General features: G+C 68.3%; 17 protein-coding genes and 1 pseudogene. 6 read left to right on the top strand and 12 right to left on the bottom strand.

From position 1 onward, the window contains the following. Window positions 1-494: MaoC family dehydratase (locus tag ACNFOC_RS36705; protein WP_416963353.1), on the top strand; the 494-nt coding region annotated here is incomplete at its 5' end. A gap of 75 nt (window positions 495-569) precedes the next feature. On the opposite strand, the gene ACNFOC_RS36700 is transcribed toward ACNFOC_RS36705, so the two are convergent. The 6 genes from ACNFOC_RS36700 to ACNFOC_RS36675 form a co-directional block, all read right to left on the bottom strand. Beyond that, window positions 570-1,205 carry a TetR/AcrR family transcriptional regulator gene (locus ACNFOC_RS36700; protein WP_416963352.1) on the bottom strand — a complete coding sequence of 212 codons (636 nt, stop codon included), beginning with the start codon at window positions 1,203-1,205 and terminating at the stop codon, window positions 570-572. Between the two features lie 27 nt (window positions 1,206-1,232). Further along, window positions 1,233-1,544, bottom strand: a complete 312-nt coding sequence (locus tag ACNFOC_RS36695; protein ID WP_416963351.1) for a DUF4229 domain-containing protein — start codon at window positions 1,542-1,544, stop codon at window positions 1,233-1,235. Between the two features lie 104 nt (window positions 1,545-1,648). Beyond that, window positions 1,649-2,173: a GNAT family N-acetyltransferase gene (locus tag ACNFOC_RS36690; protein ID WP_416963350.1), complete on the bottom strand. Its 525-nt coding sequence runs from the start codon at window positions 2,171-2,173 to the stop codon at window positions 1,649-1,651. A 45-nt stretch (window positions 2,174-2,218) separates the two neighbouring features. Beyond that, window positions 2,219-3,382, bottom strand: coding sequence for an aminofutalosine synthase MqnE (gene mqnE / locus ACNFOC_RS36685; RefSeq protein WP_043682846.1), 1,164 nt, complete (start codon window positions 3,380-3,382; stop codon window positions 2,219-2,221). Between the two features lie 49 nt (window positions 3,383-3,431). Then, window positions 3,432-3,887, bottom strand: coding sequence for an Lrp/AsnC family transcriptional regulator (locus tag ACNFOC_RS36680; protein WP_416963349.1), 456 nt, complete (start codon window positions 3,885-3,887; stop codon window positions 3,432-3,434). Window positions 3,888-3,948: 61 nt separating this feature from the next. Further along, window positions 3,949-4,641 (bottom strand): UbiX family flavin prenyltransferase, encoded by a 693-nt coding sequence (locus tag ACNFOC_RS36675; protein WP_521986024.1) that lies wholly within the window; start codon window positions 4,639-4,641, stop codon window positions 3,949-3,951. Between the two features lie 91 nt (window positions 4,642-4,732). Here ACNFOC_RS36675 and ACNFOC_RS36670 point away from each other — a divergent pair, with 91 nt between their 5' ends. After that, entirely contained in the window at window positions 4,733-5,338 is a 606-nt protein-coding gene (locus tag ACNFOC_RS36670) for a rhomboid family intramembrane serine protease (protein WP_416963356.1), read from the top strand. Window positions 5,339-5,349: 11 nt separating this feature from the next. Here ACNFOC_RS36670 and ACNFOC_RS36665 read toward each other — a convergent pair whose 3' ends face one another. The 3 genes from ACNFOC_RS36665 to ACNFOC_RS36655 all read right to left on the bottom strand — a co-directional run bounded on the left by ACNFOC_RS36665 (window position 5,350) and on the right by ACNFOC_RS36655 (window position 10,244). After that, window positions 5,350-7,491 (bottom strand): NACHT domain-containing protein, encoded by a 2,142-nt coding sequence (locus ACNFOC_RS36665; RefSeq protein WP_416963355.1) that lies wholly within the window; start codon window positions 7,489-7,491, stop codon window positions 5,350-5,352. Window positions 7,492-7,890: 399 nt separating this feature from the next. After that, a complete protein-coding gene (mqnP, locus tag ACNFOC_RS36660) occupies window positions 7,891-8,793 on the bottom strand; it encodes a menaquinone biosynthesis prenyltransferase MqnP (RefSeq protein ID WP_416963347.1) in 903 nt (300 codons plus the stop codon). Next, window positions 8,790-10,244, bottom strand: coding sequence for a menaquinone biosynthesis decarboxylase (locus ACNFOC_RS36655; RefSeq protein WP_416963346.1), 1,455 nt, complete (start codon window positions 10,242-10,244; stop codon window positions 8,790-8,792). The genes mqnP and ACNFOC_RS36655 overlap by 4 nt, the downstream gene beginning before the upstream one ends. Window positions 10,245-10,320: 76 nt before the next feature. On the opposite strand from ACNFOC_RS36655, the gene ACNFOC_RS36650 reads away from it, so the two are divergent. Further along, on the top strand, window positions 10,321-10,620 hold the full coding sequence (locus ACNFOC_RS36650; protein WP_416963345.1) for a PLD nuclease N-terminal domain-containing protein: 300 nt from the start codon (window positions 10,321-10,323) through the stop codon (window positions 10,618-10,620). Window positions 10,621-10,720: 100 nt separating this feature from the next. Beyond that, window positions 10,721-12,169 (top strand): purine-cytosine permease family protein, encoded by a 1,449-nt coding sequence (locus tag ACNFOC_RS36645; RefSeq protein ID WP_416963344.1) that lies wholly within the window; start codon window positions 10,721-10,723, stop codon window positions 12,167-12,169. Here the strand turns inward: ACNFOC_RS36645 and ACNFOC_RS36640 are convergent. Continuing rightward, entirely contained in the window at window positions 12,154-12,645 is a 492-nt protein-coding gene (locus ACNFOC_RS36640) for a DUF2505 family protein (protein ID WP_416963343.1), read from the bottom strand. The genes ACNFOC_RS36645 and ACNFOC_RS36640 overlap by 16 nt on opposite strands. A 154-nt stretch (window positions 12,646-12,799) precedes the next feature. Between ACNFOC_RS36640 and ACNFOC_RS36635 the strand changes: the two genes are divergently transcribed. After that, a complete protein-coding gene (locus tag ACNFOC_RS36635; protein ID WP_416963354.1) occupies window positions 12,800-13,552 on the top strand; it encodes a phosphotransferase family protein in 753 nt (250 codons plus the stop codon). A gap of 151 nt (window positions 13,553-13,703) precedes the next feature. Here ACNFOC_RS36635 and ACNFOC_RS36630 read toward each other — a convergent pair whose 3' ends face one another. Continuing rightward, window positions 13,704-14,453 (bottom strand): VOC family protein, encoded by a 750-nt coding sequence (locus ACNFOC_RS36630; RefSeq protein ID WP_416963342.1) that lies wholly within the window; start codon window positions 14,451-14,453, stop codon window positions 13,704-13,706. Between the two features lie 198 nt (window positions 14,454-14,651). Between ACNFOC_RS36630 and ACNFOC_RS36625 the strand changes: the two genes are divergently transcribed. After that, window positions 14,652-15,260, top strand: a complete 609-nt coding sequence (locus ACNFOC_RS36625; protein WP_416963341.1) for a TetR/AcrR family transcriptional regulator — start codon at window positions 14,652-14,654, stop codon at window positions 15,258-15,260. A gap of 129 nt (window positions 15,261-15,389) precedes the next feature. Here ACNFOC_RS36625 and ACNFOC_RS36620 read toward each other — a convergent pair. Next, window positions 15,390-16,007: pseudogene (locus tag ACNFOC_RS36620) on the bottom strand (SPFH domain-containing protein); the annotation flags it as partial. Window positions 16,008-16,031: the final 24 nt, after the last annotated feature.

Raw genomic sequence — 16,031 nt, 5'->3', positions numbered from 1 at the left:
TTTTGAGACCTTCTGTCAGACCGTCCAGGAAGCCATGGCCAGCGGTGTCCCCGTCGTCGCGCCGGGGTGAGGGCAAGGTCGTATGGGAGTCACGGAGTACGTATCTCGCCCGGCACCACCGCACCGACACACCCGCAACCGCACCCGAAGTCCCGTACGCACAGCCCCCGTTGCCCACCCTCGCCGAGTGGCGCCTCGCCGAGGACGTCGGCCGGCGCTACGGTGCCGCGTCCGGCGACCGCAACCCCATCCACCTCTCCCCGCTCACCGCCCGCCTCTTCGGTTTCCCCCGCGCGATCGCCCACGGCATGTGGACGGCGGCCCGGTGCCTCGCGGCGCACGGGACGCCCGAATCGGCGTACGTACGGGCGGAGTTCAGGGCGCCGGTGCTGTTGCCGGGAGTGGTGGAGTACGCGGCGGAGGGTGGCCGTTTCCAGCTGCGGAGCGGGGAGCGGACACACGTCGACGGGTTCGTCCGACCGCTCCCTTTATGAGCCGGTGAGCCGGTGAGCCGGTGGGCTGATGGGCCGGTGAGCTGGTGGGCCGGTGGGCCGGTGGGCTGGTGAGCGCTACGGCGCCCAGGGCCGCCCCTCCATCAGCTGACCCAGCCCCGCCCACGCGAAGTTCATCAGCGTCGCCGCCGCCTGCTTGGCGGTGACGCCCGGGGTCACGTTCGACCAGGCCGCGAGGGACTCGGCGGCACCGACCAACGCCTCGGCCAGACCGGCGACCTCATGTTCGGCGAGGTCCGGGTCGCGATGCGCCTCACGGGCGGCGACCGCGATCAACTCGGTGACGAACGCGACGAGTTCGGCGCGCATGGCCGCCACCTCGGCCGCGAAGGGCTCGCCGTGGGTGCGGGCCTGGAGGTGCAACACGGCCCAGCCGTCCGGGTGGTGCGCGGTGTGCGTGAAGAACGCCCGCAGCCCGTCCCAGAGTTGACGGTCGGCGGGTGACCCGGTGTCCACACCGGCCCGTACCGCCTCGGTGAGTGCCTGGCCCTCGCGCCGGATGCACGCGATGAACAGGTCTTCCTTCGAGTTCAGATAGAGATACACCAACGGCTTGGAGACGCCCGCGAGTTCGGCTATCTCGTCCATCGACGCGGCCATATAACCGCGCTGCCCGAAGGTCTGCACGGCGGCGTCGAGCATCTGCTGCTCACGGACCGCCCGCGGCATCCGTTTGGTCTTCACGGCACCCATGGGGGCAAGGGTAGTTGGGCCCAGGTGTCAGGAAGTCTGGCCCTGCGGGTGGGAGGCCGGCTGGGCGGCGTCCACCGTCTCGTCCTCCTGGTTGCGGTTCGCCTCCAGGTTGGCCTTCATCCGGTCGACCCGGTCGACGATCTGCACCGAGGCCCGGTCCCGCACCCCGCGCAGCACCACGAAACTGATCGGCGCCGAGATCACCAGCGCGAGCAGGACGATCCACATGCCGTTGGACTCGCCGAACCCGCGCGGGAAGACGCCGAGGTAGACGAGGCCCCAGACGACTCCGAGACAGCCCGCGAAGACCCCGAGGCGCCACAGTGTGTAGCGGAACATCTCAATCCACTCTTCCGTAACGAACAGACTTAACCGAACAGTCCTACTCAGTGAAGCACGCGCCCCCACCGATCTTCGGGCGGGGTGCGCGGCTGCCATGTGGCTCACAGCAGGGGCAGCAGCATGAAGATGTCGTCCCGGTCGTCCCCGGGGGCGACGCGGATCGCGCCGGGCACCCGGCCGACCTCCTTGTAGCCGCAGGAGCCGTAGAACCGCTCCAGGCCGTGGCCGCCGCGGCAGGTGAGGCGGATCGCCTCGATGCCGTCGAGGCCGCGGGCGGCCTGCTCGGCGGCGGCGAGGAGGTCGCGGCCGTAGCCCTTGCCCTGGTGGCGGGGGTGGACCATCACCGTGTAGAGCCACAGCCAGTGCAGCATCAGGCGGTGCGTGTTGAACGCGAGGAACACGGTCGCGGCGACCGTGCCCGTCTCGTCCCGGCCGACCAGCAGCCGGGTCCGGCCCTCCGCCATGGCGACGAAGTGCCGGACCAGTTCGGGCCGTATCTCGTCCACCGCGACCGGTGCGACGAAGCCGACCGAGCCCCCCGCGTTGGAGACGTCCGCCCAGAGGGTGAGGATCTCCTCGCGCAGAGCAGGGGTTATCGCGGGGTCCAGTTCAAAGGTCAGTGACATGGTGCCGTGTTCGCTTCAGAAGGTGGTCGTCTCAGAAGGTGCTCGTCACACCCGCATCGGCTGCGGGGACTCGCGCCGCGCCGGGTCCGGGCCGTCGTACTCGCGGATGATCTCGTACCGCGTGTTCCGCTCGACCGGCTGGAAACCGGCGTCGCGGATCAGGTCGAGGAGGTCGTCGCGGGTGAGCTTGTTCGGGGTGCCGTAGTTGTCGGCGTCGTGCGTGATCTTGTACTCGACGACCGAGCCGTCCATGTCGTCCGCGCCGTGCTGGAGGGCGAGTTGGGCGGTCTGGACGCCGTGCATGACCCAGAAGACCTTGACGTGCGGGACGTTGTCGAAGAGGAGACGGGAGACCGCGAAGGTCTTGAGCGCCTCCGCGCCCGTCGCCATCTGCGTCCGCGCCTGAAGGCGGTTGCGGACCTTGCCGTCCTTCATGTCCACGAAGTCGTGCTGGTAGCGCAGCGGGATGAAGACCTGGAACCCGCCGGTCTCGTCCTGGAGCTCCCGCAGCCGCAGCACGTGGTCCACCCTGTGACGCGGCTCCTCGATGTGGCCGTAGAGCATGGTGCACGGGGTCTTGAGACCCTTCTCGTGCGCCAGCCGGTGGATCCGCGACCAGTCCTCCCAGTGCGTGCGGTGGTCCACGATGTGCTGGCGGACCTCCCAGTCGAAGATCTCCGCGCCACCGCCGGTGAGGGATTCGAGGCCGGCGTCGATGAGTTCGTCGAGGATCTCGCTCGCGCTCAGCCCGGAGATGGTCTCGAAGTGATGGATCTCGGTGGCCGTGAAGGCCTTGAGGGAGACCTCCGGGAGGGCCTTCTTCAACTCGCTCAGCGAGCGCGGGTAGTACCGCCAGGGGAGGTTGGGATGGAGTCCATTGACGATGTGCAGCTCGGTGAGGTTCTCGCCCTGCATCGCCTTGGCGAGCCGGACGGCCTCCTCGATGCGCATCGTGTACGCGTCCTTCTCGCCCGGCTTGCGCTGGAACGAGCAGTAGGCGCAGGACGCGGTGCACACGTTGGTCATGTTCAGGTGGCGGTTGACGTTGAAGTGGACGACATCGCCGTTCTTCCGCGTCCGCACCTCGTGCGCGAGTCCGCCCAGCCAGGCCAGGTCGTCCGACTCGTACAGCGCGACGCCGTCCTCACGGGACAGCCGCTCACCGGAGCGGACCTTCTGCTCCAGCTCGCGCTTGAGCCCGACATCCATGCCCTTACCTCTTCCTACGACAGACTCGGTCAACGGTACGCCTACGCCTCTACACCTCTTCGGGCAGCTCCCCGACCCGGTTCTCCCACTTCGTGGAGAGCACGATGGTGGTACGGGTGCGGGAGACGCCCTTGGTCCCGCTCAGCCGCCGGATGGTCTTCTCCAGGCCGTCCACGTCCGGTGCCCGCACCTTCAGCATGAACGAGTCCTCGCCCGCGATGAACCAGCAGTCCTCGATCTCACCGAGGTCCTTCATGCGACGGGCCACGTCCTCGTGGTCGGCGGCGTCGGAGAGCGAGATGCCGATCAGGGCGATGACGCCGAGGCCGAGGGAGGCCGAGTCGACGGTCGCGCGGTAACCGGTGATGACACCGGCCGCCTCCAGCCGGTTGATGCGGTCGGTGACACTGGGTCCCGACAGGCCGACGAGGCGCCCCAGCTCCGCGTAGGAGGCCCGGCCGTTCTCTCTCAGGGCCTGGATGAGCTGCCTGTCCACCGCGTCCATGCGATCGATTGCCTTCCGGTGATGACGATGAAGATGAAGGTGAATAAGTGGGTGCCGTAGGTCAGTCGGTGGTGCGGAAACCGGCGCCGAGGTCGCCCTTCCACCGCCGGTACAGATCGTGCTCGACACCCGCCGAGTCCAGGACCCGCCCGGCGACGAAGTCCACCAGGTCCTGGATGTGGGTGGCTCCGGCGTAGAAACCGGGCGAGGCGGGCACCACGGCCGCGCCCAGGTCGTCCAGGGTCACGAGGTGCCGCAGCGTCTGCCCGTTCAACGGCGTCTCGCGTACGGCGACCACCAGCTTGCGGCGCTCCTTGAGGGTCACGCTCGCCGCCCGCTGCAACAGGTCCTTGCTCAACCCGAGGGCGACCCCGGCGACACACGCGGTCGACGCGGGCACGACGATCATCCCCTTCGCGGGGTACGACCCCGAGGACGGCCCCGCCGCGAGGTCGCCCGCGCTCCAGTGCCGTACGGCGGCGGTGTCGATGGCGGGCTGGAAGGTGCCGGGCTTGCCGTCGGCGCCGATGGCCAGCCATTCCCGCAGGTCGTCCTGCCAGTGCGCGTCCCGGAAGGAGATCCCCGTCTCGTCGAGGAGCGTCAGCCGGGACGCGCGGGACACCACGAGGTCGACGCTCTCACCGGCGTCGAGGAGCGCGCGCAGCACGGCAGCCGCGTATGGGGTGCCGGAAGCGCCGGACACCCCTACGATCCAAGGCGTACGCGGCGTCTCTCCTGGCTTGACTGGGTTCACGACACCGAGCCTAGCTGGCGTGGCGGGGCGGGAACCGGCCAAGGGGGCCGGGGCGTTCTTCTGTGGGGACGAGTGGACTCTGGGGGGTGCCATGTCCGGTACGGCGTTGGAGTGGTCGCGGAGCGACCGTGCGAAGGTCGCGGCCAAGGTGATGGTGGGCTGGGTCGCGCTGTTGTGGCTGCTCGAAGTGGTGGACGTGCTCAGCGGCCACGCCCTGGACAGCCTCGGGATCGTCCCGCGCGAGCCGTCCCAGCTGATCGACATCGTCCCGGCCGCGTTCATCCACTTCGGCTTCGCCCACGTGGCCGCGAACACCGTGCCGCTGCTGGTGTTCGGCTTCCTCGCGGCACTGGGCGGCATCCGCCGCTTCGCCGCGATCAGCGCACTGATCATCGTCGCGGACGGCCTCGGCGTGTGGCTCATATCCCCGGCCCACACGAACACGGCGGGCGCGTCGGGCCTGATCTTCGGCCTCTTCGGCTTCCTGCTGGTCGGCGGTTTCGTCGAGCGCCGCCCGCTGGGCATCGTCGTAGGCCTGCTGATCGGCGCGGTCTGGGGCACCTCGATCCTGCTCGGGCTGGCGCCCACGCAGTCGGGGGTCAGCTGGCAGGGACACCTGATCGGGCTGGTGGCGGGGGTGGGGGCGGCGTTCGTGTTCCGGCGCGGGCCAATGAAGGCCCGCACGTTTCAGGGCTGAGGGCACGTTCCTCAGTCGGCCAGACGTCTTCTGCCATCCTCAACGACGTCTTGCTCGACACCAGGATCGCGCCAGGTAAGCGTGACCGTGCACGCCTTCCTGTCGATCCTGAGGAGTTGGACGGAAACCGGTCCCCGGTCGAACTCGATAGGCCGAGGGACTCGAGCAGCCGAGCCCGCATCACGTTTTCCGCCAGCCACGACGAACGGATCGAGCCTGACACCCTCAACGGTCAGAGTGACTTCGACTGCCGCTCCGGCACACCCCCTTGTTGCCAGTTCTCCGTGGAGCACGTCGACGGTAAGCCGCCGTTGCAACTCGTTTCGCAGGTCCGTGTGACGGACGGAATCGGGGGGAAGCCGCCAGGTGAGGGAGTCCGTCTTGAGAACACAGGGCGCCTCCACGGGCAGGCAGATCGCACTGCGCACCTCTTCGGCTCTGTCACCGGAGTGATACGCCAGTCCTGCCTCCGTCGGAGCCGTCAGGGTGAGCATCACCGCGAAACCACCGGCCGTGGCAAGCGTGAGAAAAGCCCGGCGCAAGGCTGAGGAGAACGCCAGCGCAAGGTGTCTCAGGCGGCGCACACCGGGTTCGGATTCCACGGCCTCGTGCCTCGCGAGGGGAGTCTCAGGGGCCGGGCCGGATGACGACGTACCGCTGAATCTCTCCTGCAGACGCACGTGCCTGAACTGGTGCGCCGCGCCGGTCTCCCGCAGCACCCCGCGGGCATGGGCGTCGTCGAGGAACTCCATGAGCCGCCAGGGCAGCCTGCCCGTCACGGCGAGGAGCGCGTGCGACAGCCGGTAGGTACCCCAGGTTGATCCGAGGAGCGTGGCAAGTCCGAAGACACCACCCACGCCGTAGGGCAGGGGACTCCTCGTTCCTGCTCCGAACTCAACGGTCAGCAGGGCGCGTACCGCAATCGCGGTAACGACGCCGACGACCATGGCCAGGGTCCAGTCGATGTGCTTGTACCAGCGCAACGTGTGTCTCGGTCTTCGCCCCTCTTCGATGTAGACCCGGGTTGCCTTGTGACGAGGCCGCACATAGGCAACGGCACCGCAAACGCCTATGCCGGCGCCGACGAGCAACCCTGCCAAGTCGTACAACTCGTAGAGCGGCCAACCCCAGGCACACCCACTGATGACGCCGTAGAGCAGTCCTGGAACGAAAGGATCGATCTGCCACCACGCGAAGTCGACCGTTCCGACTCTTCGCATCTGGTGGGCCAGGTAGGCGAGCCAGCGCCCGGCCTGCTTCGGCCGGTACGTTCTGCCGCCGTTGTCGGGTTCCTGGGAGTAGACGGTTGGGACGTACCGCTTCAGCAGATGCCCCTCCAGGGCAGGACGGTTCCCGAACCTCTTCGGGTCGAGCAGTTCCTGCGGGTCACTTTCTGGCGAGTCATAGGCGGTACGGGCCAGATACAGCATCAGCGGGTTGGCCAGTACTTCTGCCAACGGTGCTCCGGGCCGGACCCGCAGATCCTCGAACACATTCTCCCAGCGGCTGCCGCCCTCCGGGTACGAGCCGAGCAGGAAGTCGTGCGCTGCCTCGAGCCGCACCGGTTCGAGTTCCACGACTGCGGCCTTGGTGAAGAAGTTGTTGGTGCTTTCGACAACGGCCTGGTACTCATCGCCTCGGCAGGTCACCACGAGGTGTGCGTTACCGATGGCCTCCTGGTCGATGGCCTTCACCGCCCGGGCGCGCACCCGCGCCGGCAACTCGTCCAGCCCGTCCAGGACCAGCATCACCCGGTGGTCGTCGAGCAGTCGTTCCACGGCGTCCGGCCGTAATCGGCTCTTACGGGCAGGGGACGAGTGGTGCTCGACCAGCTGCATGATCTGCCGGACGATCCACGCCCGCAGGTCCACACCGGGGCGCCAGGACGAAAGTGGCAGCAGCACAGGCACCGGCTCGTCCGGCCTCCGCGATTCCAGCCACTGCCAGGTGAGCAGCAGCGCCGCCACACTCTTCCCGGTACCAGGCCCACCAAGTACCACCAGCTGACGGCGTCGCAGTCCGCGCACCAGCTCCGCGATCCGGGTGACATCGCCCTCCAGCCCCAGCCGCGACTCACAGTTCCCTCCGTGCTCGGAAACCGAGCGGAGCAGCACGTCGCCCCGCGCCTGGACGCGACGCCTGGTCGTCGACATGACGACGCGAATCGGGCTGGGGTTCTCCAGTGCGCGCGCCTGGACCTCCCTCTTGGTCCAGCGATGAATCCGTGCGGCCAGCTCGTGTTCGGCGACGGTGGAGGGCGCACTGTCGATGATGGTCCGGTAGTCGTTGTTCTGGGTGCCTTTGCCGAGGACAGGGCCCTGGAACCTGCTCCCCCGGCCATCGACGTGGTCCCCTGCGTCAGGCGGTGAAGGCTCATCGGGCATTGCGGACCTCCGCCGCACCCGGCCTCACGTAGTACACCCCGCCTGCCTCATTCCCATTCCCAAGCCCGAGTCGGTCCCGATGGTAGGAGGCGGTGTGAGGCGTGTCAGCGGAATCCTCGATGCTGATGAACAGCGGTCGAGCGGAGCCCGCGTCCCGTCGCTCCGGCCTCACACCGTGAGCCCACGCACCAGAAGATCGAGAAGCGCGCACACGAACAGGGCGATCCCGATGAACCCGTTGACGCTGAAGAACGCCCTGTTCAGCCGGGACAGATCATGCGGCCGGACGATCGAGTGCTCGTACAGGAACGCGCCCGCGACGATCAGCAGGCCGAACCAGAAGAAGGCGCCGGCGCCGGTCGCCGCGCCGTACCAGGCGAGCAGGGCCGTCGTGATCGCGTGGCAGACCCGCGCGCCCCAGATCGACGCCGGGATGCCGAAGCGCGCCGGCACCGACATCACACCGATCTCGCGGTCGGTCTCGATGTCCTGGCAGGCGTAGATCAGGTCGAAGCCGCCGATCCAGATGCCGACGGCGAGACCAAGGATCACCGCGTCCCAGGACCACTCGCCGGAGATCGCGAGCCAGCCGCCGACCGGGCCCATCGCCTGGGCGAGACCGAGGATGGCCTGCGGGAAGTTCGTGAACCGCTTGCCGTAGGGATAGACGACCATCGGGATCACCGCGATGGGCGCCAGCGCCAGGCAGAGCGGGTTGAGGAGTGCGGCCGAGCCCAGGAACACGACCAGGGCGACGAGTGCGCCCGTCCACGCGTGCTTCACCGTCATCGCGCCGGTGACCAGCTCGCGGTGCGCGGTGCGCGGGTTACGGGCGTCGATCTCGCGGTCGATGATCCGGTTGACCGCCATCGCGAAGGTCCGCAGCCCCACCATGCAGATGGTGACCAGCAGCAGCCGCCCCCAGTGGATGTTCCCGTCCAGCTGGAACATCGCGGTCAGCGCCGCGATGTAGGCGAAGGGCAGAGCGAAGACGGAGTGCTCGATCATGACGAGGCGTAGGAACGCCTTGGTGCGCCCCGGCTGCGGGATCGCGGCTGATGCGCTGCTCACGAAAGTCCGTACTCCTTCCACCGGCGGTCGACCTTCGCCGCCGTCTCCGGGTCGGACAGCACCATCTCGGGCCAGCCGCCGTCCCGCGTGTAGCCCTCCTCGGGCCACTTCCTCGTCGCGTCGATCCCCGCCTTGCCGCCCCAGAACTGCTGGTAGGAGGCATGGTCGAGATGATCGACGGGTCCTTCCACGACCGAGAGGTCCCGGGCGTAGTCCGTGTTGCCGAGGGCCCGCCACGCGACCTCGTGCAGATCGTGGACGTCGCAGTCGGAGTCGACGACCACGATCAGCTTGGTCAGGGACATCATGTGCGCACCCCAGACCGCGTGCATCACCTTCTGGGCGTGCTTCGGGTACTTCTTGTCGATGGAGACGATCGCGCAGTTGTGGAATCCGCCCGCTTCGGGCAGGTGGTAGTCCACGATGTCCGGCACGATGATCTTCAGCAGCGGCAGGAAGAACCGCTCCGTCGCCCGTCCCAGCGGTCCGTCCTCCGTCGGAGGGCGGCCTACGACGATCGACTGAAGCAACGGCCGCTTCCGCATCGTCACGCAGTCGATGGTCAGCGCGGGGAAGGGTTCCTGCGGTGTGTAGAACCCCGTGTGGTCCCCGAACGGCCCCTCCGGCAGCATCTCGCCGGGCTCCAGCCACCCCTCGATGACGACCTCGGCCTGCGCCGGCACCTGCAACGGCACGGTCTTGCAGTCGACCATCTCGATCCGCTTGCCCGCGATGAACCCGGCGAAGAGGTACTCGTCGATGTCACCGGGAAGGGGCGCGGTAGAGGCGTAGGTCACGGCGGGCGGACACCCGAAGGCGATGGCGACCGGCAGCCGCTCGCCCCTCCTCGCCGCGACCTGGTAGTGATTCCGGCTGTCCTTGTGGATCTGCCAGTGCATGCCGATGGTGCGCTTGTCGTGGCGCTGGAGCCGGTACAGCCCGAGATTGCGGATCCCGCTCTCCGGGTCCTTGGTGTGCGTGAGCCCGAGGTTGAAGAAGGACCCGCCGTCCTGCGGCCAGGTGAAGAGGGCGGGCAGCAGGTCCAGGTCGACATCGTCCCCTTCGAGGACGACCTCCTGCACCGGCGCGTCCTTGACCTTCTTCGGCGGTACGTGGGTCATCGAGCCGAGCTTCCCGAAGGCGTCCCGCACACCCACGAACCCCTGCGGCAGTTCGGGCCGCAGCAGCCCGCCGATCTTCTCGGAGATGTCGCCGTACGACTTCAGCCCCAGCGCCTTCAGCAGCCGCCGGTCGGTCCCGAAGACGTTCATGGCGAGGGGCATCGAGGACCCCTTCACCTTCTCGAAGAGGAGAGCGGGCCCGCCGGCCTTCTGAACCCGGTCGACGATCTCCCCGACCTCCAGATAGGGGTCCACCTCGGCCTTGATGCGCTTGAGGTCTCCCTCGCGTTCCAGTGCCCTGAGCAGGGAGCGAAGATCGTCGTAAGCCATGTGTCCAAGTATCTGCCACCCGCTAACCTGACCCCGTCACCGGGGCCGTCTCACTCATCAGGAGAATCTCGCCGCCATGCTCAGGTATCTGCCGTTCCTGCTGGTCCTGGCTCTGTGGATCTACGCCTTCGTGGACTGCCTGAACACGCCCGAGGAGGACGTACGGGGCATGCCGAAGCTGGCGTGGGTGTTCGTGATCCTGCTCTTCGGCGAGGTTCTGGTCGGCCCGGTCGCGTGGCTGATCGCGGGCCGTGCGCGGCGCTCCCCGGACGAGGCGACGGCCGCGCCGGGCCAGTGGATCGCGCCCGACGACAACCCCGAGTTCCTGAAGTCCCTGAACAAGGACGACCTCAAGGACGACCCCAGGCCCGAGTGAGGAGTCCGAGGGATACGTGCAGGTTGTACGCCGGTGAGCGGCCCGGTACGGACAATGCGCCTCTGGGCCCGGACCGGCAGGAACCGGACACTTACCTCGCATGACGACTGCTCCCGCCGACTCAACCGGCACCACCCTCGCCCCCGAATACGGTGACAAGGTCATCGCCGTGGAGACGGCCGGCGCCGATCCGATCCCCGACGCCGAACGCCACGGCAGCCCGCTCCAGCTCCTCTGGACCTGGGCCTCCCCGAACATCGAGTTCGCGACCGTCTACATCGGCGTGATCTCGGTCCTCTTCTTCGGCCTGAGCTTCTGGCAGGCGACCGCGGCGATCGTCCTGGGCACGGGCCTCGGCGCGATCACGCAGGGCTTCCTCTCCCTGGACGGCCCGCGCTTCGGCGTCCCGCAGATGGTGATCGGCCGCTTCTCCTTCGGCTTCCGCGGCAACATCCTCCCGTCGGCCGCCAACGGCCTTGTGGCGGGCGTCGGTTGGTTCGCGGTGAACAGCGTGAGCGCGGCGTTCGCACTGAACACGCTGACGGGCCTACGCCCCCTGCCGTCACTGTTGCTCGTCGTAGTGGCGGAAATCCTCATCGGCTTCATCGGCCACAACTTCGTGCACACCTTCGAGAAGTACGCGTTCCCGGCGCTCGCGGTGATCTTCCTGCTGGCCGGCGTGTGGACGTTCAAGGACGCGCACCTCGGCGGGGGCGGCGCGGGCGGCGGACTGGGCGGCTTCCTCCTCGCGCTCAGCGCGGCGTGGGGCTACGCGGCGGGCTGGAACCCGTACGCCACGGACTACGCGCGCTACCTCCCCCGCACGGCGGACAAGTTCAGGACGGTCCTCTACCCGGCGCTGGGCCTGTTCGTCTCGGTGACGTTCGTGGCGGTGATGGGAGCGGCCTCGGCAACGCTCATCGCCCCCAAGGACGCCACCCCCACGGCGGCCTTCACCGGCCATCTCCCGTCCTGGCTCGGCAACTTGGTGCTGATCGCGATCATCCTCGGCGCGATCTCGGCGAACGCCCTGAACGTCTACTCCGGCGCGATCTCCCTCACGGCCCTGGGCCTGAAACTCCCGGCGTGGCTCAACCGCAGCGTCCTGGTGGTGGTGTCCGGGGTGGCCGGTACGGCGGCGGCATGGGCGTCACTGTCCGACGCGGGCTCGGCGTACGAGGCGTTCCTGCTGGTGATCGCGTACTGGGTGGCACCGTGGCTGGGCGTGGTCCTGGTGGAACGCCGGTTCCAGTCCCGGGCCACGATCACGACCGAGGAACTGGCCCCCCGCCTGACCGACCCCACCTTCACCAACTGGCCCGGCCTGGCAGCCCTGTTGATCGGCATCGGGGTGTCGGTCCCGCTCTTCTCCAACCAGGAGGACTACGTCGGCTACGTCCCGAAGCACTGGCCGTCCTTCGGCGACAGCACGCCGATCGTGGGCTTCGTGCTGAGCGCGGTGCTGTACGTGGTGTTCAGCCGCGTGGCGGGACGAACCCCGACGTCCGCATCCGCGTCCGTATCCGCGTCCACTCAGACCGAGGCCTGATGGTTGTAGAACGCGACGGTCCGGTCCCACTCCTCGCGCAGGTTCTTCTCCGTGGAGCTCTCCAGAAGGCCGCCGACGCCGAAGATCTTCGCCTCATAGGTGAACTCCAGGCGGAGGCGGCTACGGACGCCATCAACGCCTTCGGCCCTCAGGTGGCCTTCGTGGCGAATCTTGTCCGCCTGGCTGCTCGGCGTGACCTTCCAGGTCCACAGACGGTCGGCCTTCTCGAAGGTCCCGTCCTCGACCTCGGTGAAGTCGGCGCCGAACAACTTGGCCACCGGACCGGGCAGTTGCACCGCACGCTGGAACACGGTGCGCCGGACAACCCGCTCGTCGCTCTCCCGCCGCCCCGACATCGCGTAGCTCCTGTACGTCAACTCGCCCTTGTACAGGTCCTCTTCACGCGCCGAATCAAGAAACCAGGCGAAGAACCCGTCGGGAGCACCGGCCACGTCATAGGTAAGGGTGAACTTCATACACGCAAAGTATCAGTCCGAGTACTCCCTGTAATCACCCTTCAACGTACGCCAGAACGCCCGAAGTTGACGTGAACGTTGGGCCACTCGCACGCGATAAACCCGGCGACGCAGACGACCGCTCCCGGGATAGTGGTCGCCCATGGATGAGGTGCTGGATGAGGTGGAAGTCGTCGTCGCGCATTCCGAGCGCACGACCCTGCGCGTCGGTGACGTGTTCTTGAAGGTGGATGCCGATCAGGCGCGGATCGACGTCGAGGTCGAGGCGATGGCCCTGGCGCCGGTACCGACCCCGGAGGTCCTGTGGCACAAGCCGCACGTGCTCGCGATCGCCGCGGTCCCGGGGGTGACGCTCGGGCGCCTCGGCGGACCGTCGACCGGGTCGCCGACGGCGTGGGCCGCGGCGGGCGCCGCCATCCGGAAGCTGCACGAAGCGCCCCTGCCGCCCCGGACCGGCCAGGCCGGCCGGAGCATCGTCGCGCTGACGGCGGAACTCGACGACGAGTGCGAGCGGCTCATGACGAACGGCGTCCTGCCCGCCGACCTGGTCACCCGCAACCGCCAGGTCGCCGAGGCCGCGCTCCGGCCGTGGACTCCGGCGTTCACACACGGCGACCTCCAGATCGCGCACATCTTCGTCGACGGCGACGAGGTCACGGGCATCATCGACTGGTCCGAGGCGGGCCAGGGTGACGCCCTGTACGACCTCGCCACCTTCACGCTCGGACACGAGGACCACCTCGAAGACGTCATCGCCGGCTATGGCACAGACATCGACCTCGACCTCGACGTGATCCGCGCGTGGTGGTCGTTGCGAAGCCTGCTGGTGATCCGCTGGCTGACCGAGCACGGCTTCGACCCGTTCGCACCGGGCTGCGAGGTCGACGTACTGAAATCCCGGATGTGAGCCCGCGCAGACCCCCCACCGGCCGGTAGCCGCTGAGCCTGCCCGGCGTGCAGGCGAGACGGCAGCGCGCCCCCTCACACCGGCCCAGAACGCAGTACAGGCAAGGGGATTCACAGGTCGGCCCCCATTCCTCCGGGTCGCTCGCTCGCCTCTAAGGCAGAGCGAGCACGCAGAACTCGTGACCTTCCGGATCGACCAGGCACGTCCACGGGACATCGCCCTGGCCGAGGTCGAGGTCGGCAGCACCAAGGCCGCGAAGCCGCCCGACCTCCGCCGCCTTGTCGTCACCGGGATACGGCAGCAGGTCAAGATGGACGCGATCCGGTACGGCCTTCACGCCAGGCGTGCGGAGGAACTCCAGATACGGTCCGACACCCTGGGCGGAGCGCAACGACGCGTGGTCGTCGGACACTTCAAGCACGGTCCAGTCGATCGCCTCGCCCCAGAACCCGGCCATGGCACGCGGGTCCACGCAGTCGACGACCACCGCGGCGATCGGCCCGGTGTCCCGGTAGATCTCCCGAGGCTCCAGCACGCAGAACTCGTTGCCCTCCGGGTCGGCGAGGACGGTCCACGGGACATCGCCCTGGCCCACGTCGACGGGCGTCGCACCGACAGACCGGAGGCGCGCGGTCAACTCCGCCTGGTGGGTCGTGGAAGTGGTGGCGAGATCGAGGTGCAGACGGTTCTTCGACGGCGACTTGGGTTCCGGGACGGGGACGATGTCGATGCCGAGGCCGACCGGTTCCGGCCAGACGGGGCCGCCGGCGGCGCCCGCGGGGCCTACGTAGGTCGTCACGCCGGGGCTGAAGACACTCCAGCCGAGCGCCTCCGCCCAGAACCGGCCGACCGCCAAGCCGTCGACGGCCTTGATGTTCACCTGCACGGGTCGCAGCGCCATGCCGGTGATCCTATGCACCGCCCTCTGCGCAACCCACCGAGTCCGCCGGGCCCACGGCCATCCGTATCCCCCGAAACGGACGGACGCGGGCCCGGCTACCACCGAGTCTGGACCGGCGGATAGCCAGACCGGAAGGGGATTCCAGAAATCTGCTCTAGAAATTCACTCTAGAACTCGGTTCCCAATACGCTGTCCCGCATGAGCCCCAAGCAACACCGCGGCGAGGTCACCGCAGACCTGCTCCTCGACGCCGCGCTGCGCCTGTTCGCCGAGCAGGGCGAGCAGGGCCTCACCGTCAGTGCGGTGACCAAGGCCAGCGGTGTCAGTCTCGGCAGTCTGTACCACCACTTCGGCAGTCTGGACGGCCTGTTCGACGCGCTGGCGCAGCGCTGGCTGAGCCGGTTGCTGGGTGAGCTGATCACCGCGCTCCAGGCGACCCGCACCGCCCGCACGGGCATCCGCGCGATCGTACGGACGCATCTGGCCTTCGTCCGCGAACACCGGGACGCCGCCCTGCTGTTGCACTCCGCCAGAACCGACCAGCGGAACATGACCCAGGCCAGGGAAATCCGCGACTCCCAGGAGGCCAGGCTCTCGGCGTTCGCCCTCTGGATCCAGTCCCACGTGGATTCGGGGGAGTTGGCCCCGCTGCCGCCCGCCCTGATCGAGTCCCTGGTCCTGGGCCCGCTGATCGGCTTCATCCGCCGCTGGCTCGCCCAGGTCGACGACGTCGAACTCGACCTCGACGAGGCCGCCCGCGTCCTCCCGGACCGGATCTGGCGGTCGGTCGCCGCGGACCCGAGGTGAGGAACAGCTGCTGCCGCAGAGCGCCGTGAACTCCAGCTCCTCCGGACGGAGCGGGGCGACGGGCTAGATCTCGTCCCTGAGCATGCCGTCGTCGCGCCAGGGATCGGACGGGTGCAGCTTGGCCACGTCCCGCTCCGTCCGCGCCCGCACCAGCGCGGCGTCCCGCTCGCCCTCGGCACGCAGGAGGGCGATGACCGCGTCGCTCTTGGCGCGCATCTCCCGCTCCTTCGCCTTGCGGACGGCGGCGGGCAGCTCGATGGCCTTGAGCTCGACGCGGTTGACGCGGACGCCCCATTTGCCGGTGGCCTCGTCGAGGACTCCGCGCAGGGCCGCGTTGATCTCCTCGCGGGAGGTCAGGAGCAGATCCAGGTCCATGCCGCCGATGATGTTGCGGAGCGTGGTGACCGTGAGCTGCTCGATCGCCTGGACGTGGCCGTCGACTTCGTAGGTGGCGGCCCTCGCGTCGGTCACCTGGTAGAAGATGGCCATGTCGATGGTGACCACCAGGGTGTCCTGGGTGATCACCGGCTGCGACGGGAACGGGACGACCTGTTCACGCAGGTCGATGCGGTTGCGGATCGTGTCGATGAACGGGACGACGATGTTGAGTCCCGCGTTGAGTGTCCGTGTGTAGCGGCCGAATCGCTCGACGGTGACGGCGCGGCCCTGCGGGATGATCCGGAGACAGCTGATCATCAGGACGAGGAACAGCGCCCCGACGGCCCCTGAAACCCAGCCCCATGACATGGCGACTCCCCCGTCCCCCGAGGC

Origin of the sequence: Streptomyces colwelliae (genome assembly GCF_048158785.1) — a bacterium.
Classification (GTDB): domain Bacteria; phylum Actinomycetota; class Actinomycetes; order Streptomycetales; family Streptomycetaceae; genus Streptomyces.
This window is presented reverse-complemented; position numbering and strand designations above follow the sequence as displayed.